Origin of the sequence: Rhodococcus sp. MALMAid1271, assembly GCF_049195265.1 — a bacterium.
In the GTDB taxonomy this organism is placed as follows: domain Bacteria; phylum Actinomycetota; class Actinomycetes; order Mycobacteriales; family Mycobacteriaceae; genus Rhodococcoides.
Genome location: NZ_JBMIRQ010000110.1, coordinates 23,839 through 41,921, shown reverse-complemented (window position 1 = coordinate 41,921; position 18,083 = coordinate 23,839). Strand labels below are relative to the sequence as shown.

The 18,083-nt window shown below is 62.3% G+C and carries 20 protein-coding genes; 8 read left to right on the top strand and 12 right to left on the bottom strand.

Annotation, left to right across the window (positions count from 1 at the left end; genetic code table 11):
- Window position 1: 1 nt before the first annotated feature.
- Window positions 2-832 (top strand): alpha/beta hydrolase, encoded by an 831-nt coding sequence (locus ACOQFP_RS20930; protein ID WP_421585415.1) that lies wholly within the window; start codon window positions 2-4, stop codon window positions 830-832.
- Window positions 833-893: 61 nt separating this feature from the next.
- Here ACOQFP_RS20930 and ACOQFP_RS20925 read toward each other — a convergent pair whose 3' ends face one another.
- Together ACOQFP_RS20925 and ACOQFP_RS20920 are read right to left on the bottom strand one after the other, a co-directional pair.
- A complete protein-coding gene (locus ACOQFP_RS20925) occupies window positions 894-1,619 on the bottom strand; it encodes an aspartate/glutamate racemase family protein (protein ID WP_421585414.1) in 726 nt (241 codons plus the stop codon).
- A gap of 170 nt (window positions 1,620-1,789) precedes the next feature.
- On the bottom strand, window positions 1,790-3,208 hold the full coding sequence (locus ACOQFP_RS20920) for an MFS transporter (RefSeq protein WP_421585413.1): 1,419 nt from the start codon (window positions 3,206-3,208) through the stop codon (window positions 1,790-1,792).
- A 282-nt stretch (window positions 3,209-3,490) separates the two neighbouring features.
- Here ACOQFP_RS20920 and ACOQFP_RS20915 point away from each other — a divergent pair, with 282 nt between their 5' ends.
- Window positions 3,491-4,135 (top strand): TetR/AcrR family transcriptional regulator, encoded by a 645-nt coding sequence (locus ACOQFP_RS20915; RefSeq protein WP_206490183.1) that lies wholly within the window; start codon window positions 3,491-3,493, stop codon window positions 4,133-4,135.
- A gap of 65 nt (window positions 4,136-4,200) precedes the next feature.
- On the opposite strand, the gene ACOQFP_RS20910 is transcribed toward ACOQFP_RS20915, so the two are convergent.
- The 8 genes from ACOQFP_RS20910 to ACOQFP_RS20875 all read right to left on the bottom strand — a co-directional run bounded on the left by ACOQFP_RS20910 (window position 4,201) and on the right by ACOQFP_RS20875 (window position 9,981).
- Window positions 4,201-4,899, bottom strand: coding sequence for a nitroreductase (locus ACOQFP_RS20910; protein ID WP_341243897.1), 699 nt, complete (start codon window positions 4,897-4,899; stop codon window positions 4,201-4,203).
- A 47-nt stretch (window positions 4,900-4,946) separates the two neighbouring features.
- Complete coding sequence (locus tag ACOQFP_RS20905; protein WP_421585412.1) at window positions 4,947-5,348, bottom strand: Zn-ribbon domain-containing OB-fold protein; 402 nt, start codon at window positions 5,346-5,348, stop codon at window positions 4,947-4,949.
- Window positions 5,345-6,538 carry a thiolase family protein gene (locus ACOQFP_RS20900; RefSeq protein ID WP_421585411.1) on the bottom strand — a complete coding sequence of 398 codons (1,194 nt, stop codon included), beginning with the start codon at window positions 6,536-6,538 and terminating at the stop codon, window positions 5,345-5,347. Before ACOQFP_RS20900 ends, ACOQFP_RS20905 begins: the two co-directional genes overlap by 4 nt.
- 15 nt (window positions 6,539-6,553) lie before the next feature.
- Window positions 6,554-7,699: an acyl-CoA dehydrogenase family protein gene (locus ACOQFP_RS20895; protein WP_206490179.1), complete on the bottom strand. Its 1,146-nt coding sequence runs from the start codon at window positions 7,697-7,699 to the stop codon at window positions 6,554-6,556.
- Between the two features lie 87 nt (window positions 7,700-7,786).
- Window positions 7,787-8,236 carry a hypothetical protein gene (locus ACOQFP_RS20890; protein ID WP_421585410.1) on the bottom strand — a complete coding sequence of 150 codons (450 nt, stop codon included), beginning with the start codon at window positions 8,234-8,236 and terminating at the stop codon, window positions 7,787-7,789.
- Window positions 8,233-8,799, bottom strand: coding sequence for an FAS1-like dehydratase domain-containing protein (locus ACOQFP_RS20885; protein WP_421585409.1), 567 nt, complete (start codon window positions 8,797-8,799; stop codon window positions 8,233-8,235). The genes ACOQFP_RS20890 and ACOQFP_RS20885 overlap by 4 nt, the downstream gene beginning before the upstream one ends.
- A 58-nt stretch (window positions 8,800-8,857) precedes the next feature.
- Window positions 8,858-9,460, bottom strand: a complete 603-nt coding sequence (locus ACOQFP_RS20880; RefSeq protein ID WP_421585408.1) for a PaaI family thioesterase — start codon at window positions 9,458-9,460, stop codon at window positions 8,858-8,860.
- Between the two features lie 20 nt (window positions 9,461-9,480).
- Window positions 9,481-9,981, bottom strand: coding sequence for a MarR family winged helix-turn-helix transcriptional regulator (locus ACOQFP_RS20875; protein ID WP_206490175.1), 501 nt, complete (start codon window positions 9,979-9,981; stop codon window positions 9,481-9,483).
- 272 nt (window positions 9,982-10,253) lie between these two features.
- Between ACOQFP_RS20875 and ACOQFP_RS20870 the strand changes: the two genes are divergently transcribed.
- The 4 genes from ACOQFP_RS20870 to ACOQFP_RS20855 all read left to right on the top strand — a co-directional run bounded on the left by ACOQFP_RS20870 (window position 10,254) and on the right by ACOQFP_RS20855 (window position 14,849).
- On the top strand, window positions 10,254-12,110 hold the full coding sequence (locus ACOQFP_RS20870) for an AMP-dependent synthetase/ligase (RefSeq protein WP_421585407.1): 1,857 nt from the start codon (window positions 10,254-10,256) through the stop codon (window positions 12,108-12,110).
- The gene (locus ACOQFP_RS20865) at window positions 12,107-13,204 is read left to right on the top strand and encodes a CaiB/BaiF CoA transferase family protein (RefSeq protein WP_421585406.1); all 1,098 of its coding nucleotides are present in this window, start codon (window positions 12,107-12,109) and stop codon (window positions 13,202-13,204) included. Before ACOQFP_RS20870 ends, ACOQFP_RS20865 begins: the two co-directional genes overlap by 4 nt.
- A complete protein-coding gene (locus ACOQFP_RS20860) occupies window positions 13,195-14,061 on the top strand; it encodes a MaoC/PaaZ C-terminal domain-containing protein (protein ID WP_421585405.1) in 867 nt (288 codons plus the stop codon). The genes ACOQFP_RS20865 and ACOQFP_RS20860 overlap by 10 nt, the downstream gene beginning before the upstream one ends.
- A gap of 77 nt (window positions 14,062-14,138) precedes the next feature.
- The gene (locus ACOQFP_RS20855) at window positions 14,139-14,849 is read left to right on the top strand and encodes an NADPH-dependent F420 reductase (RefSeq protein ID WP_206490171.1); all 711 of its coding nucleotides are present in this window, start codon (window positions 14,139-14,141) and stop codon (window positions 14,847-14,849) included.
- A gap of 134 nt (window positions 14,850-14,983) precedes the next feature.
- Here the strand turns inward: ACOQFP_RS20855 and ACOQFP_RS20850 are convergent, their stop codons facing one another.
- Together ACOQFP_RS20850 and ACOQFP_RS20845 are read right to left on the bottom strand one after the other, a co-directional pair.
- Complete coding sequence (locus ACOQFP_RS20850; protein WP_341243902.1) at window positions 14,984-15,256, bottom strand: WhiB family transcriptional regulator; 273 nt, start codon at window positions 15,254-15,256, stop codon at window positions 14,984-14,986.
- Between the two features lie 97 nt (window positions 15,257-15,353).
- The gene (locus ACOQFP_RS20845) at window positions 15,354-16,184 is read right to left on the bottom strand and encodes a mycofactocin-coupled SDR family oxidoreductase (RefSeq protein WP_206490169.1); all 831 of its coding nucleotides are present in this window, start codon (window positions 16,182-16,184) and stop codon (window positions 15,354-15,356) included.
- Window positions 16,185-16,611: 427 nt separating this feature from the next.
- Here ACOQFP_RS20845 and ACOQFP_RS20840 point away from each other — a divergent pair, with 427 nt between their 5' ends.
- Together ACOQFP_RS20840 and ACOQFP_RS20835 are read left to right on the top strand one after the other, a co-directional pair.
- A complete protein-coding gene (locus ACOQFP_RS20840; protein ID WP_206490168.1) occupies window positions 16,612-16,863 on the top strand; it encodes a helix-turn-helix domain-containing protein in 252 nt (83 codons plus the stop codon).
- A gap of 232 nt (window positions 16,864-17,095) precedes the next feature.
- Entirely contained in the window at window positions 17,096-18,001 is a 906-nt protein-coding gene (locus ACOQFP_RS20835; RefSeq protein ID WP_206490167.1) for a DMT family transporter, read from the top strand.
- Window positions 18,002-18,083 lie beyond the last annotated feature (82 nt).

Genomic DNA, 18,083 nt, shown 5'->3' with positions numbered 1-18,083 from the left:
GATGAACATCCAGAACCCTCGCATGGCCCCGGTGTCGATCTCCCACGGCGGTCAGCTGATTCGCGGCAACGAGTACCGGCCGGCCGTGGTCGAACACGCAGCACCGTCCGTTCTGATCGTGCACGGCTTCGGCGAGTCCAGCATCGGACCACAACGGCTCTTCGTTCAGATCGCCCGACGCCTCGCCGGGGCGGGAGCGGTCGTCCGCGCCTACGACCGTCTCGGGCAAGGAGTGAGCGACGGCGAGTTTCAGGACATCACCCTGCGCGACGAGGTCGAGCAGGTCTCGACCATGATCCGCACGTTTGCTGCCGACCGATACGCGCCGGTTCACGTCGTCGCTCACAGCCTCGGTGCAGTGGAAGCAGCAATGGCAGCCGCGACCATCCCCGAACATGTCGCCGGCCTCACCCTCTGGTCGCCTGCAGGCGTGGTCGTCGACGACATCGCCGTCAAACACGAGATCCAAGGCCGACCTCTCGATTCGGTCGCGCAGAACGGCGGCTTCGATTTCGGTGGCATGTGGCTCGGGCAAGCATTCTTCGACGACATCCGCAATGACCTCGACGTGTACGCGGCGGCGGCCGGATACGACGGTCCCGTCGACATCGTCCACGGCGACGCAGACCAGATCGTGCCGCTCCGATACGGACGCCGCTACGCAGAGTTGTTGCCGCGAGCGACATTCACAGCGATCGCCGGTGCAGACCACTCCTGGTCATCGCTCGTGTGGCGGGATGAACTCCTCACGCGACTGCTGTCGTTCGTGGGTCTACCGAGCGACCAGATGTGGCGCTCGGGTACCGGTCACGAGCGAACGGCGACGCCGTAACAGGGTGCCCGCGTCCAACCGCGGGGTTGCGCGAGACGAGGCCACCCGCACTCCAGCCCATTCAGCTCTGTCGATCCCTCATTCGACACTCGGTGGCCGCGGGCAACGCAAAGTCCACCGCCGCTCGGGCATGCAAACGTGTGGTGGGAAAAGTTGGTACGGCGAGGTCATCCGGCTTTATCAACAGTTCGACTTCGGTGCATCCGAGGACAATGCCTTCACATCCCGCGTCGATGAGTTCGTCGACCACCTCGAGGTAGGTGTCACGCGATTGCTCCTTGACGATGTTGTGACACAGTTCGTCGTAGATGATGCTGCTGACCGCCGCGCGGCCCGCGGCGTCCGGAGTCACCAAGTGCACCCCGCGAGCCGAGAAGCGTTCGCGATAGAAGGACTCTTCCATCGTGAACGCGGTGGCCAACAGACCGACCTTCGATAGACCATGCTCTGCCACAGCCTCGGCCGTGGTGTCGCCGATGTGCAGAAAGGGCACGTGAATCGCCTCTTCGATCCGCGGCGCTACGTAGTGCATCGTGTTGGTACACAATACGATCGCGTCGGCCCCTGCCGTTTCGAGCCGGCGGGCCGCTGAGACGAGCCTGGCACCGATCTCGTCCCACCCACCCTCGAGCTTGAGCGCTTCGATCTCACCGAAGTCGACGGATTCGAGAACGATGTGCGCAGAGTGCAAGCCCTCGAGTCTGTCGGCGACCATCTCGTTGATCAGCCGGTAGTACTCGGCCGTGCTGACCCAGCTCATTCCGCCGATGAGCCCCAGTGTCCGCATTCGATCCACTCCTCATGTTCCAACTCGTGCGATAGTGGGCGCGAACAACGATGACACTTCGTCTGGCAGCGACGAATCTCGGCCCCGTTCTATCTACTACCGGGCGAGAACAACCGTTCTGAAGAATCTGGTCGGGACCGCGGCGTAACACCGGGACACACTGGCCAGAATTATTCGCCGCGGTCTCGGTGCGCTGGGAGCGTCGACGCGATCACCGCAGTGACGATCATGATGGCGGCAATGGCGTAGAAGGCACGGTTGTACGAATTCAGCAACGCTGCCTTGTCGTTGCCGCTGGCCGCGGCGTAGGTGACCAACGCCGCCAGACCAAGGGCACCTCCGACTTGCTTGGTCGTATTCATCACCCCTGATGCTGCGCCGGCATCTTCCGGTGCGATACCCGAGTTGACCGACGCAGTGAGCGGAGTGTTCAGCATGCCACTACCGATACTGAACACGATGGCAGGCAACAGGATTCCTGCCGCATAGCTACTGCCGCTCGTCAATTGGGCCTGCCACCAGAAACCAGCCGCGGCCAGCAGTGCACCTCCTGCGATGAGCACCCGGCCATCGACACGGCTCATCAACCACGGCGCGGCACCGGCTCCGACGGCAATCGCCACGATCGTGTGTGGCAAGAAAGCCAGACCGGTCTGAACTGGGCTGTAGCCCAGGATGTTCTGCATCGTGAGGGTCAGGAAGTACCACATAGGGTTCAGACACGCGCCTGCGAAGAGCATCGCCACGTTGCCTGCTGCGACCGAACGATTGCCGAAGATCCGCAGAGGTATCAGCGGCGAACTCGCGAACCTCGCTTCGAGCACCACGAACATGATCAGCAGCAGTACCCCGGTCGAGATGCAGAGCACGGTCGACCGGGCACCCCATCCGCTACCGGCTGCCTGCGTTATTCCGTACGCGAGAACGCCCAGACCGGCAGTGGCCACAACTGCCCCGCTGGCGTCCAGGCGTGGTCGCGGCGGAGTAGGCCGGTCGGCCCTGAGGTGTCGGACTGTCAGCACGATGGCAGCAAGTCCGACGGGCACATTGGCTAGCAGCGTCGATCGCCACGAAAGATACTCCGTGAGAACACCTCCCACCAAGTTCCCTGCTGTTCCCCCTGCAATACCCACTGCGGTCCAGGTGGCGAGTGCACGAGTTCGACGAGGCCCTTCTGGAAATGACGCCGTCAATATCGCCAGCGTTGTCGGTGCCAGAATCGCAGCGCCCAGTCCCTGGATCGCCCGTGCCGCCACCAGGGTGCCGGCCGAGTCGGCCAGGCCTCCGGCGAGGCTGGCGGCCGAGAAAGCAGCGAGACCCACCAAGAAAACTCGCCGCCGGCCCGCCAGGTCCCCGAGTCTGCCGCCCAGGAGCAGGAATCCAGCAAACGTGAGCGCGTACGCGTTGACGACCCACTGCAGACCACCGTCTTCGAAACCGAGGGAGTCCCCGATCGACGGCAAAGCCACGTTCACTACCGAAATGTCCAGTACCACCATGAATTGCGCGGCACAGACCACCGACAGTGTGACGGCAGTCGATGCACGACGCGAGCGCTCACCGTCAGCCGCCGTCGCACCATCGTGCATAGTTCCGCTCCTCGTGACACCGTCGTTGATACGTTTGTATCATATTTCGGGTTCGATGAGGTCCACTGTGGCAGCCGGCAGCAGTGCTCCTATGGATCGTTCTGTCCGGCAGCGTTGTTCGATCCGAAACAAAACGGATCGCGAAGAAAGCACTCGGAGCTCAGCGACCGGGACTGCCCTTCCCAGCGCCACGGCAGCGATCGACACCCTGACAGGTAGCGGGTGCACGCTCGTACCCGATACGGTTGTATCACCAACGATCGAACGACGTAGGAGCGAACCGTGCCGCGTACGCCCGACCACACTGCACGTCGCACTCAGATTGCAGAGGCACTGGTTCGCGCGGCCACTCGGGACGGTTTGCATGCCGTCACGATGCGATCGGTCGCCGCCGAGGCCGGTGTCTCTCTGCGTCTGGTCCAGTACTACTTCGTCAGCAAAGAGCAACTCCTCGTCGGTGCGCTACGCCATCTCGAGCGCTGCAGTCACGAACGCTGGGCTCAGCGGCTGGCCGACATCCCGCAGCCGCTCCCGGCGCGATCGGTAATCGAAGCGTTCGTGTCCGAGGCCCTCCCCACCGACGAATCCAGCCGGGTATTTCACCAACTGAGCATGTCCTACGCCGTCTTGGCGATGACGAACCCTCAGATCGCGGAGCAACCGTTCATCAGCGGTGTCGACAGGCTCGAGAGCGAGCTCATCGAGGTGCTCGAGGGCGCACTCGCCGCGAACGAGATTGCTCCCGACCGCGATGCTCACACCGAGGCCGTGAGGTTGGTGGCGCTGGTCAACGGCCTCGGGACCGGCATCCTCATCGGCCACTACACGGACGAACATGCCGCTGAGGTGGTGGCCTATCACCTCGATCGGCTCTTCGCGCCTGCACAACATGAGCGAGACGAGGCCGTCGACGCGGCGTACCGCTGAGCTGGAAGATCGTCGAACAGTAGTGCCTATCGGCTCAATTCAGTCTCGCTCCACGTCCGGCGGTGTCAACGGGTACTCCATTGGACGACCTGTTCGATGCCCGCGCGTCGCGTGCGATACGAGTTCGCAGGATGACCACGGTCGGCCCAGCCGAACGAGATACCGAGTAGCACTGCGCGATCGGATGGGATGTCGAAGTACTCGCGAACGAACGGTGAGTAGGTGGCCAGAGCGGCTTGCGGTATCGCGGACACCCCGCGGCTCTGCGCTGCGAGCAGGAAGTGGGCGACATAGAGACCGGTATCCAGTGCGCCGTACGCTCCTTGAGCGGCGTCGACGGTGATGACAGCGCAATGTGGGGCTCCGAAGAGCTCGAAGTTCTTCTGCGCCTGTCGCGCCGATGCCGCACGGTCGCCCCGCCCGATGCCGAGAGCTTCGTAGAGCTGCCAGCCACTCTCCCGCCGTCGATCCAGGTGCACGCCCGTGTACTCGGCCGGCATCGGGACATCCGGCTGCATGTCGCCGCCCTTGTCTGCGGCATGCGCGGACAGGGCAGTTCGGAATCGCTCGGTGCCGTCGCCTTCGGTGACTATGACCTGCCAGGGTTGGGTGTTGCACCATGACGCCGACCGTTGTGCTGTGTCGAGGATCTGCACGATGGTCTCGTGCGGAACCTGCTCGGGCAGGTAGGCACGGCAGCTCCACCGAGAATCGAGTAGTTCGGTGAGCGCGTCCGACAACCGAGTGTCAGTGGGGTTCTCCATCTCGTCCTCTCCTTCGACTCCGTCGGAAACCGTGCGCACGCCCGCGCTCATACGACCGTGAACTGGGCAACCACCCAGCCCTCCGCACGTCGTTCGGTGACCAGTTCCACCCGCCGGCCGATGGCCACGTCATCGGGCGCGGTCGCCACGATATTGCACATCAGCTGGGGCCCGGCATCGAGACGAACCGTCGCCAGGACGTACGGGAGTTGTTCCACATAACCGGGTGACGGCTGAATGTGCACCCAGGAGAACGACGCGATGGTGCCGCTTCGGGGAGCGGGTACCCACTCTACTTCGGCGGCCGGGATCGCCCTTGTCGGAGAGATGAATTCGCCTGTCACCAGCCGCGGCAACACGAACCGTCCTTCCCGCAGGGCGTCCCAATACGGTGCGGCGAACGCATCTCCTCGAGGAATGGGACGGTGCTCGTTGACGTCCTCGGTCATGAGCTCTCCCGACCGAGGACGAGGGTGGAATGTTCGGCCATCATGCCTCCGTAGGTGTGGATCAGCGCGGTGTCGGCAGCCACCTGGCGATCGGTGACTTTACCCATCACCTGGTTGGCCCCCTCTACGATCATCGACATCCCGGACGCGTCCCCGCTGTGCCCGTATCCGATGAGTCCGCCGTAGGTGTTCACCGGAAAATCTCCGCCGGGCGAGGTACGGCCGGACCTGAACCAGTCTCCGGCACTACTGGATTCGGCGAAACCCAGGTGTTCGAGCTGGACGAGCGGCGCGAAGGAGAACGCGTCGTACAGCTGGGCGTGGTCGATGTCCTGGGGCGTACGCCCACTCATGGCGAATGCCGCGCGACCGGACTCCGCGATACCGGCGATCCGGAGGTCCGGGCTCTGGCTGACGTATCCGTGGCCGTGATGCTGTCCGAAACCGAGGACGTAGGCGGGTTGGTCGGTGATTTCTCGTGCCAGATCGCCCGATGCCACCAGCACTGCTCCTCCGCCGTCACAGGGGATCGAACAGTCGAGATAGTGGAATGGACTCGCGATCATGCGTGACGCGAGGACCTCGTCGACAGTGATCGGACCTTTGCTGTGGGTGATCGCGTCGGGGTTACGCAACGCCCACGCCCGTGCGGCAACGGACACCGCGGCCAGATCCTCGGCAGTCGTCCCGGTGTCGTACATGTACCGGGTGGCATATTGCGCGTAGAGGCCTGGAATGACCGCGCCGTGGAGGAACTCGAAATCCTCCTGGCACGCGTTGCGCACCATCTGCGCGGCAACGTCCGGTGCCATCTTCTCGAATTTCCCTGCGCCGACGCAGATCACGGCGTCCGCCATACCCGCGGAGATGGCCAATGACGCCTGCTGGACCATGTAGCCGTACGTGGCGCCGCCTGCATTGATCATCATCGCGAAACGCGCGGTGATGTCGAGTTCCTCCACCAGTTTCTCGTGAAAGAACGTGTCCGGGTGTGGTCCACCCATCTCACGCGGAGGAGCCAACAGGCCGTCGATCCGGTCGACCGAGATTCCGGCCTCCGCGATCAGTGCCGAGATCACGTTCCGGTAGAGCTGATGTGTTCCGATATCGGGGTAGCGTCCGGGCCGTAGTTCGACTGCGGCCGCGATGGCGGGGGCATTGCGCAACGGGAACGTCACGTCGGTGGGCATCGAGGACTCGACCTGTCAGTAGGACTTGGGGAGGTTCAACGCATTTTGCGCGATGTGACTCAATACGATGTTGTTGTTCACCGGCGCAACCTCGTTGAGCTTGGCCTGCAGGAAGAAAGGAATGATGTCCTGCCCCATGTCGGCGAATCCACCACCGAAGACCGTGGCGGCAGCGTTCGCTGCCTGACTGTAGGCGACGCTGGAGAGGTACTTGGCCATGTTGGCATCGAGTCCCACTTCGCCGCCCGCGGAATACAGTTCCGTGGCCTTGTAGAGAAGCGCGCGTGCGGCCTCGATATTGACCTTCGCTATCGCCATCGGGTGCTGCACGGACTGGTAAGCGCCGATCGGTGTGTCGAACGGCGCGCGCGTGTTGGCATGATCGACCGCTCGTTTCAGGACGTACTCGGCCTGACCGATGTTCGCTGCGGTGACCATCATGCGCTCGGGATTGAGGCAGTCGAACATCACGTTGAGCCCCTTGCCATCCGAGCCCAGCATGCTGTCCGCCGGCAGCGAGACCCCGTCGAAGTTCACGACGTAGTTGCGCTCGGCGAGATGGATACCGAGGTCCATCTGCGTGGCGGAGATCCCGTCGGATTTCGGATCGATGAGAAACAGCGAAATGCCGCGAGTCCGGTTCTCGGCATCGTAGGGCTGGGTTCGCGCGACCACGAGGCAGTGGGTGGAATCAGCGAATCCCGTGATGTAGTGCTTCGTTCCGTTGAGCACATACGAACCGTCCTCCTGCTCGATGGCAGTCGATCGAATCTTGAACGTGTTCGTACCCGCGTCCGGCTCGGTGATTGCGAAGGAGAACAACACATCTCCCGACGCGGTGCCCGGCAACAGCGTCTTCTTCTGCGCGTCGGTGCCGTACTTGACCAGCGGGATGCGCGACATGAAGTTCGGAACGACGTTGCCGAGAAACAGACCGTCCTGGCCGAGCCAATCGATCGCACTGGCGAGATCGGTCATATCGCCACCGATTCCGCCGAACTCCTCGGGAAGGGCGATGCCGAGCAGTCCCGTCTCCGCCCACAGGTCCATCAGTTTGGTGGCGGGTTCGTTCTTGCGTCCCTGCTCTGCCATGTACTTCCGGTCGACTCGCTTGGCGATGTCGGTGCAGATCTGGCGGATAGCTTCGAGGTTCTCACTCATGACTGCTCACTTTCGTAGCGGCGCAACGCAGGGGCGTACGTCGATGTTCGATTTCTGGCTGGGTGCCTGCTGGCGGCGATCAGGAATTCACTGTGATCGGTAGCGATGTGTGGTCGACTCGGCTCGGACTGCGACTCCGCGATCGGTCGACACTTCGACAGTGGCGTCGACCTCGACGCTTTCGCCGTCCCGTCGGACAGCGAGAATTGTTGCTGTACCGCGGATCTCGTCCCCCGGATACACGGAATCGACCATGGCGATCTTCCGCCTGCGAACCCACGCATCGGGTCCGAGGTAGTCGGTGATCGCACGGTCGACGAACCCCTGCAACGCGATGGTGTTCAGGTACATGTCCGGCTGCCCTTGGCTGCGCGCGTAGGCCGGCGAGTGATGCCCGGGGAACAGATCCCACGTCGACACCGGGACGAGGATCACCGTCTGCTCGGTGACCTCGAGGGTGACGGACGGCAGCACCGTCCCTGCCTGGAGCTCTGCCCAGGCTTCGTACGATCCGAGACCGGTAGCGCCGTGCGTCATCGGTCCGCCTCACCGAATCGAAACATGACGTTCTCGATGTCGGCTATCGGCCGTCCTTCGGCATCGATGTAGCGGAAAACAGTGGTGAGGAAGTGCCCGGTGCCCAGGCGGGTGGTGCGCTCGGGTGAGATGTCGACGATCTCGTCGTGATAGGAGATGACCTCACCGGCGAAGAACGGGCGGTGGTACACCGCGTCCGTGCTGACGTTGATCAGCGTACGGCCGGGTAACGGCACCTGGAACACGGCGAGATTCTGACTGCGGGCACCGTCGGGCCGCCACGGGAGCGGAAGGACCGTGCCCTGGACCAGCGCAGGCGGCGCAACCGGTCCCCCGAAGATCTGTTGCGCGAGTTCACGATCCCAGTAGATCGGGTTCGCATCCTCGATCATGGCGCAGAACATCGCGACGGATCCCTCGCCGACCGGAACGTCGGCGACATACGTCGGGCTGCGTCGACCGACGTGCGCAACGGCCTCGTCGTACGTGCCGACTGCCGGGTTCGAGGACGTGTGCACCGGCTGCGATGCTCCGGTCGAGTCCTCGTGCGTTGCAGTGGTCATGCCATCAGTGTGTAACCACACTCCAGTTTTGTCAATACAACGATATTCAACCTGTTGATTATTTTCGGAGCGCGAGCATCAATGTGCGGCACCTGGCGGTCACATGGTCGGCCGCCGTGGCCACCTCACCCGTGACCCACAACTTGCGACCGTCACGTTCGGCGACACGGGTTCGAACCGTCAACGGTTCCCCGTACGGCGTGGCATCTTCGAGATCGACCTGCAGTGAGACCGACAGTGCAGCGATCCCGAGACTGCGTACGGCGAAACCGCAAGCGTGATCGAGGATTCCCGCGACGACGCCCCCATGGACGCGGCCGGGAGGGCCCTCGTATGCGACGGACAGCGAGAAGTCCGCTTCGTAGCTTCCGTCGACGTTCGATGTCACGTGCAGCGGTGGGGCGATCGGGTTCCCCGACGAGTCATACGGATTGATCGACATCCGCTTGCCTCGCTCCATCTCTCGCCGATGATCGGTGACCGACGGCGGCGGGCCGAGCGCAGCACATGCCTTCTCCACGAGCGCCCCAGCTTCCACGAACGCCTCGCGGTCCATCTCGACGCACACGACCGCGTCCAGCAGGGTTCGGATCCGCGCCGCGAGCTCCGCTCTCTCGGGGTGCCCGTCGGTCACCGACGTGGAATGGTTCGCCACTGCCATGGTCATCCTCTTCCGCTGGATCACTCCTCGGGACACACGGTGTTGAGGATTCGACTCAGAGTCCCGATGTCCCTGGCCGCCAACTCCTTCAGGCCGAATTGCTGCTCGGCCAGCTTGGTCATGATGTCATCGACACAGCGCTCACCGTCGTCGGTGATGATCGCCAGCACCGAACGTCGATCGCCCGGATCGACAACTCGTTCGGCCAAGCCGAGCACGGCCAGTCGATCGACCGCGTTCGTAATGATGGTGCCATGCACTTGAAGCGCAGTCGCTATCCGCCCCAACGGAATTCGCGTAGCGGGTGCAAGGTGCAGGATTGTCAGCACCGACCACTGCGGACGACTGAGCTTGTACTGGCGCAATACCGATTCGATGGTCGCACCGACATGCCGTTCGACGCGCATCAAATGCAAGGCGACCCCGTACCGGGAACCGGCCCCGTACTTGGCGTCGACAGCTTCACGATAGGCGCTCAACGGACCGACTCCGCCATCGACCGCGTCAGAGTTCTCGATCATCGTTCTCGCTTCCGTCCCGCCCGTCTGTCCTCCACGTGCGCTGTCCGCAGAATCCACCTGCCGATGCCATTGAACCAGAAGGTGGATTCGACGACATGGACTGCGAGCTCGCCGCGGACGTGGACGAGCAAGATTTTACTCAAGAACTTGATACTCGACATTTTGAATATCTTGTCGTACTGTGGCTCGCACCACACCGCCGGATGCACTGCCGACGCAGCGTCGGCAGTCCGCAGTGGCGCACAGGCGCCGGGCGAGAAGAGAGGTTTCGAATGGCCGAGACAGCGACTGACCTGGGTTACCCAGCAGAGACCGACGTAGCGGGGATCGACGGAATTGTTTCGGTCCCTGCGGCATTCGATCGCACCGTCGAGAGGTTCCCCGATGCTGTCGCATACCGGACGGTCGACGACAGCACGCGTCTGACGTGGTCTCAGGTCCGGGACGAGGTCCGCGCGTGGTCGGCCGCGATGCACGGTATCGGTGTGCGCCGACACGGCAGCGTCGCCCTGTTGATGGTCAATCGGCCCGAACACCTCATCGCCGACTTGGCGTCGATCCACCTGGGTGCCGCATCGACCAGCATCTACAACACCATGCCGCCGGCTGACATGGCCTACGTCGTGGCCGACGCCGGCGCAGAACTCCTCGTCACCCAGGCCGCCTTCGTCCCGGCGATTCGCGCCGCTGTGCTGAACCACGGCCTCGAACTGCGACACCTAGTCGTGTTCGACTGCGACACAACCGAACTAGAGCCCATAGCCGGGGTCGTTCTGCACAGTCCTGCGTCCTTCCTCCAGCGCGGACCTGGGCCGGACTTCGATTTCGAGCAGTCCTGGCGCACCGTCGATTCCGAGGACATCTGCCACGTCATCTACACATCGGGAACGACCGGCACTCCGAAAGGAGTCGAACTCTCGCATCGGTCTGCCCTCGCGTGCGCCGACGTCTACCGCACCGTCGCCCCGGTCGCCCCGGGCCGTCGTCTCCTGTCTGCGTTTCCACTGGCACATGCCGCCGAGCGAGTGGTCACGTATTTCCTCCCCATCGTGCAGGGGCACTGCGTGACGTTCTGTGACGACGTGCGTCAACTCTCCCGGTACTACATCGAGGTGCGACCGGCCTATGTGTTCATGACTCCCCGCAGCCTGGAACGGTTCAAGGCGACCATCGAACGCAACATCGCGCTGGAAGAGGACCCGACCCGCCGCGCACAGATGCGTCGGGCGGTCGAGTTGGGGAGCGAAGTGTTCGCTGCCGAGCAGAGTGGCACTCCGCTGACCGACGCGGTGCGCCGCGAGTGGCAGGCCACCGGTGAGACCCGGCGCGAGATCCTCGCCTCGGTCGGGCTGGACGGCGTCGAATACGCCGGCGTAGGCGCAGCACCCGTGACCGTGGATCTGATGGCCTTCTTCCTCGGCCTCGGACTCTCGGCGCGCGAAGGGTACGGGTTGACCGAAAGCGGAGGCCCCACCGCCCTGGGACGGCTGCAGCAGCCCTACCGAGTCGGCTACGCCGGGTGCGCCAGTCCCGGGATGGAAATCAAGCTGGCCGACGACGGCGAGGTTCTCCTGCGTGGCACCGGAATGATGACTCGTTATCGCAATGATCCCGGTGCCACGGACGCTGCGTTCGACGAAGACGGTTGGTACAAGACCGGTGACATCGGCGTGCTCAACGAACTCGGTCAACTACGGATGGTGGACCGCAAGAAGGAACTCATCATCAACTCCAACGGCAAGAACATGTCGCCCGTCAAGATCGAGTCGAGGATCAAGAACTCCGGAACCCTCGTCGGACAGGTGGTCGCCTTCGGTGATTCCAGACCGTTCGTGACCGCATTGATCACTCTGGACCCAGAAGGACTGGAGGTCCTCCAGAAGAACAACGACATCGAACCGGGCACCTCCGTCCACGAGCTTGCCGACAACGCAGCTGTTCGTGCGGCGCTGCAGGCCCAGATCGACCGCGCGAACGAGCAGCTGTCCGAGGTCGAACGGGTTCGCGCCTGGACGCTGCTCACCGAAGACTGGCCGGTCGGCGGTGACGAGCTCACTCCCACCATGAAGCTGCGTCGCCGGTCCATCACCACGAAGTACGCCGACCGGATCGACGGTCTGTACGCATGAGCGATCCGAATTCCAGTGGTCCACTGGCCGGCCTGCGGGTGGTCGAGCTCGCCGGGATCGGCCCCGGCCCGTTCGCGGCGATGATTCTCGCCGACATGGGAGCCGATGTCGTTCGGATCGACCGTCCAGTTCTGGACACCCCGATAGCTGCTCGTTACGACCTCCTTCGCCGTGGGCGACGCACACTGGCCATCGATCTGCGCACTCCGACAGGGCGTTCCGAGGCACTCGCCGTGATCGCACACGCCGACATACTCATCGAGGGCAACCGCCCCGGTGTCGCCGAACGACTGGGGGTTGGCCCCGAGGAGTGCTGGGCCGAGAACCCCAAGCTCGTGTACGGACGGATGACCGGTTGGGGACAGGACGGTCCACTGGCCCACACCGCCGGGCACGACATCACCTACTTGGCCCTGTCCGGGGCGCTTCACGCCATCGGCTCCGCGGACGGCCCGCCGGTCATGCCCGTGAATTTGCTGGGCGACTTCGGCGGCGGCTCGATGTACCTGGTGTCCGGACTTCTCGCTGCACTGTGGGAGACACAGAGATCAGGCAAAGGGCAGGTTGTCGACGCGGCCATCGTCGACGGTGCCGCCTCACTGACGACGCTGTTGCACGGCCTGGTCGCCGCGGGATCGTGGTCCACCGACCGAGGAACGAACCTTCTCGACGGTGGACGGCCCTGGTACGACATATACGAGACCAGTGATCATCGATGGATGGCGGTAGGTGCCCTCGAGCCGAAGTTCTTCGCCGAGTTCTGCCGGCTCTTACCGCTGGAGGCGGACGAGAGCGACCGCGCCGACCCGTCCAGATGGCCGAAAATGAAGCAGCGCATCGCGAACGCGTTCGCCACCCGCACCCGAGACGAGTGGGACGGCGTCTTCTCCGACACCGATGCGTGCGTGGCTCCGGTTCTCTCGCTCACCGAGGCGGGAGAGCATCCCCATTTGCGCTATCGCGCAACCTACCTCGACGTCGACGGCATCAGACAGCCTGCGCCGGCACCGCGGTTCGACCGAACTCCCACCGTCATCTCCTCGACCCCGGCGGCCGCGCTGACATCGGAGGACGTGTTGTCGACGTGGCGCTGATCGAACGAGTCGGTGTCGTCATGCCCCAGTACTGCGAGGATCCAGCCGACTACGCGGCGACACTCGAACGACTCGGATTCGGCCACGTCGTCGTCGACCCGACGATCGCCGTGCTGTTGGCTCTCGGGGCAACCAGATCACTGACCGTCGTGACACGACACGGCCGCGGCGACAGAATTCTCGACGGGCTGCCGGCCGCCGCCGCGCGACGACTGAACGCGTCCTCCCGGTACCCCGATGTCGACATCACAGCGGCCGATATCGACGATCCCGCAACCCTGCGCCACCGATTATCCCACGCCGCAAACACGTCACCGAGCCACCGCGTGACAGTCCGGTTGCCCGCCGACGGTCACCGGGGAATGCTCCTGACCCTCGCACTCGACGTGGTCACCGACGGCCACGCCTTTCGGCAGGGTCCGCGCCGCACCGCTGATGACCTCGAGATCGGCCAGATCATCGATCTCGGATCGGTGACTGCCACCGAAGACGATATGGTCGCTTTCGCGCAGCGGTGGGATCCTCTCGACTTCCATCTCGACAGGCCACGAGCAGAACGTTCTCCTCTCGGAATGCTGTGCGCCAGTGGCGTGTACACGCAGGCGATGATCCAGTCCATGACTGCACGCACCATGCTTCGCAACTTCGCTATAGTGGCGGGACGCGGCAGCACCGGATTGAGACTCTTCCGCCCCGTCACGCCGGGCATGACATTGCACGGGACGGTGGAGGTCGTCGCGGTCGAACCTCGATCGGAGGCGCAGTCGCTGGTCACGATCACATCGCGACTGGACAGCGACGGCGACAGAATCATGGAACAGACTGGGCAACTCGTCGCTCTGCGATCGGCCACCTGACCCGTTTCTCGCATATACGGCAACACTGGATCTCCGGAATCGGCGGATCACGAGCGGAAGTAAGGGCAGCAAGCCACATGGACATCGGAATAATCGGGGCCGGGCTCATCGGCGGAACCCTGGCCCGCGCGTTGGCGGGCACAGGAAACTCGGTGAGAATCGCACATTCTTCCGACCCCGATACATTGACGGATTTCGACGACGACTCGCGCATCAGACCGATGTGGGCGTCATCGGCGGCGAAAGACGTGGACCTCGTCGTGCTCACCATTCCGATGAAATCCGTCGATCGCCTGTCGCCGAATCTGCTGAAGACACTGGGGTCGGTACCGATCGTGATCGACACCTGTAACTACTACCCCGTTCGGGACGGCCGCATCGATGCATTGGATACCGGTACCGCAGACAGTGAGTGGGTGACATTCCGACTCGGTCGTCCGGTCTACAAGGTGTTCAACAACATTTCGGCACCCAGCCTGAAGTACAAAGGGTCGGCCGACCCGGCAAGCCGAGTCGGCCTGGCGGTGGCCGGTGCCGAATCCGAGGACAAGAAGATCGTGTTCGACCTGGTCGACCTACTCGGGTTCGATCCTGTCGACGGAGGAACGCTCGATCAGTCGTGGCGGCAACAGCCGGGCACGCCGACGTATTGTCGAGATCTGAACGCTGTCGAACTTCGAGACGGGTTGGCCGCCACCCTGCCCTCGAGAATCCCGGACTACCTGAAAGCACGAGATTCACTCACCGATATGGACGCAGCCGTGGCGAGGACCCGAAGCAGGATGTGACCCTACGGCCGATGGTGAATTCACTTCCAGCGCAGTGCATTTTGCACTGGCACCGAGATCGACAGGCAACGCGATACCGGTGACGACGACCGGTAGGCAGTGTCGAGTCATTTCGGCTGTACCGACGAGCTCTGTCAGGCGTTCCTCGTACGTCGCCGTCGTTCCCGGTGCGTGAGTCCGCCCCATATTCCATCCGGTTCGCCGTACGTCATAGCGTGTGCCAAACAATCCGCTCGGACAGGACACTGCACACACACAGCTTTGGCAGCCGATTCAGCACTGGCGAGATTGGTCCACTGACATTCGGCGTCCGGATAGAACATCGAGATCGGCATCGTTCGACATTGGGCTTTGAGTTGCCACCGCCAAGCCTCCAGAGTCGGAGACAATGTCGCATTTGCTGGCATGAAAATTCCATCTGTGTTGACGGCCGACAGAACGGCTCCGACTTCGGTCCACGTGGCGGACTGGGGCTGCGTGACTCCGTCGCGCGTCCAGCGCAGTTTATTTTGCGCTGGCACCGAGATCGACGGGCAGTGCGATACCGGTGACGTACCGGGCTTCGTCCGAGGCGAGATAGAGCACCGCGTTCGAGATATCGCTCGTTTCCACCCACGGAAGGGGCCAGATATTCGGAGCCGCATACACCTCTGCAGCATCGTCGAACGTCGGGTTCTCCAGATCGGGCCTGAAGGCCTTCCTGATCATCTCACTGTCGAGCATCGGAGTACGCACATTGGTCGGATGAATAGTGTTCACCCGCACCCGATGTGGCGCGAGTTCATGAGCGAGCGACTTCGCCAGGCCGGTGACGCCCCACTTGGCAGCCGCGTACGAGGCAGCTCCCGCCGCACCCTTCAAGCCCATCAACGAACTGGTGATGATGATCGAACCACCCGACCCCTGATCGATCAGATGAGAGGTCGCCGCCTTCGTGGTATGCCACACCCCGGTGAGATTGGTGCCGATCATGTTCTGCCACTCCTGCTCCGACTGTTCATGAGACGGACCCATCGTCAGGATGCCGGCATTCGCACAGACGATATCCACATGCCCCAGCTCCGAGACCCCGGCATCGACCGCCGCCTTCAACTGGTCGTAATCACGCACATCCGCACGAGTGGCATGGACACGCCGCCCGAGCCCTTCGATCTGACGCACCGTCTCAGCGAGATCCTCCGAAGTGGAAGGGACATAATCGATTCCGGTATTCGCACAAATATCCACCGCAATGATGTCAGCACCCTCCGCCGCCAACCGAAGCGCATGCGAACGCCCCTGTCCACGAGCAGCTCCGGTGATGAACGCAACTTTGCCTTCGACGCGACCAGCCATTGATCTTCTCCGTACTCCCAGCCCACACAAGGCATCGATTCGATGAATGAAGCAATCCGCCTCACACGACAACCCACCCCACAAAAGTGGCGTCGGTCACTACAACAACCAGTAGACCCCCCACCCACAACACTGTCCAATGCATTTTTCCGAAGTGGCATATACGGCAGACGTATTCAGATCATCCGTCGGTTCCACGACCCCGTTTGCTCGTCTCGAGCGGGGTCGGCTGCGAGGACCGACGGATGCCAACGAGCCAGGAAGGGCATCGATGGTTGATGGGGGTTCTCGACGGAAGCATGAAAATCCTCTGCACGACGCCCTCGAGTTGGCCTACCATGACAGACAGTGATTACTGCACTGAGTGCAACAATGCGTGAGGTCGTGCGGCCGAACGTGATCCAGAAGCCCGGATGGAGTCCGTGAAATGATCGTGTCCCGTCGACCTGCAGGTCTTGCAGATGACTCGCCTTCGCTCGCTGCGTTGAGCAATCGCGAGCATGACATCCTGAGGCAGATCGTGGCAGGCAGGAGCAATCCGGAAATAGCTGCGGAGTTTTTCATCAGCGTAAACACCGTGAAATTTCATGTAGCGAACATTCTCCGTAAACTCGAGGTTCGTTCGAGACTGGACGCTGCGGTATTGTTCACGGCAGCGGGTTCCGGCGGTTCCGAGTGAAGAACCCTCGAACTTTTCGATAGACATCGCGTCGCTGACGTGACGCAACATTCATACGCGCAACGAATAATTCGTGCTCGTAATTATCATTTGAGTTCCCCGCGCAGCTGCGGCAGGATTGGTCGAGCGAGACCGTTAGGAAAATCAACAAAAAGCCGAACTTTGCAATATTTGTGCAGCAAACATCATAGGCATACGGTGCGGCCAGGATCAGAGAGCGAACACTGTGCACATGAGAAAGAGCAGCATGTTTGTCTCCGCGCAGTTTACCGGAGTGTGCTTTGTCGGCGGTACCGGGTTCTTCTTCATCTCCGTCGCATTGACGGGACTCTCCTTTGGTCAAGTTTCATGGTTTCGGATTCTTCTCGGTTGTGTCGCAATGCTTCTCGTGGTACCACTTGCGTCGAGGTTCGACATTCCGAAGCAGGCGTATGTTTGGTTTCAAATATCGATTCTGGCGATGCTGAATTTGGTTGTCCCCTTCTTTCTCTTATCATGGTCTCAGCAGAGCATTCCTACCGGCCTGGCAACGATGTACATGTCATTCGTACCGATTGCGGCCGTTCTCTTCTCCACCATCCTGTTTCGCGTCGAGAAGTTGTCAGTCGTCCAAATCATCGGACTATTGGTTGGAATCGCGGGCATAGCGACCCTGCTCGCGCCATGGAACGGCAGTGGCGGTGCGGATTTGTGGGGAAGTGTCGCATGCCTTTCAGCCGCCGTGTCCATCGGCTTCAGCTTCGCATATACACGCAGACTGTTGAACCAGATCTCGATCTCGGCATCATTTCTGGCATTGTTGGAGTTCTGCGTAGCGACAGTTGTCATGTTGGCCGCGACACCTTGGATTTCGCTGGGCGAGGCCCGATTCAGCCTCAGCGTCGTGGCAAGCCTCGTGATATTGGGTTTGATCGGGACCGGTTTCGGTGTGATGTGGAGTCTGAACGTGGTCCAGGCATGGGGGCCATCGCGAGCATCGATGTCGACATTGCTGTCCCCCGCGATCGGACTTTCCATCGGCATCGTCTTCCTCGGCGAGTCGCTGCACTGGTATCAGGCACTCGGAGGTACGGCGTTGGTTCTCACCGTTCCCCTCATGAATTCAGCACGCCATCCGCGGCCCGACAGTGATCAGTGAATTCGGAATCGAGAGAAATATCGTTCGATCGTTGCTGCAGTGCCTGGCGTCTCGACCCGGTACCACCGGTCGACCGGCACGG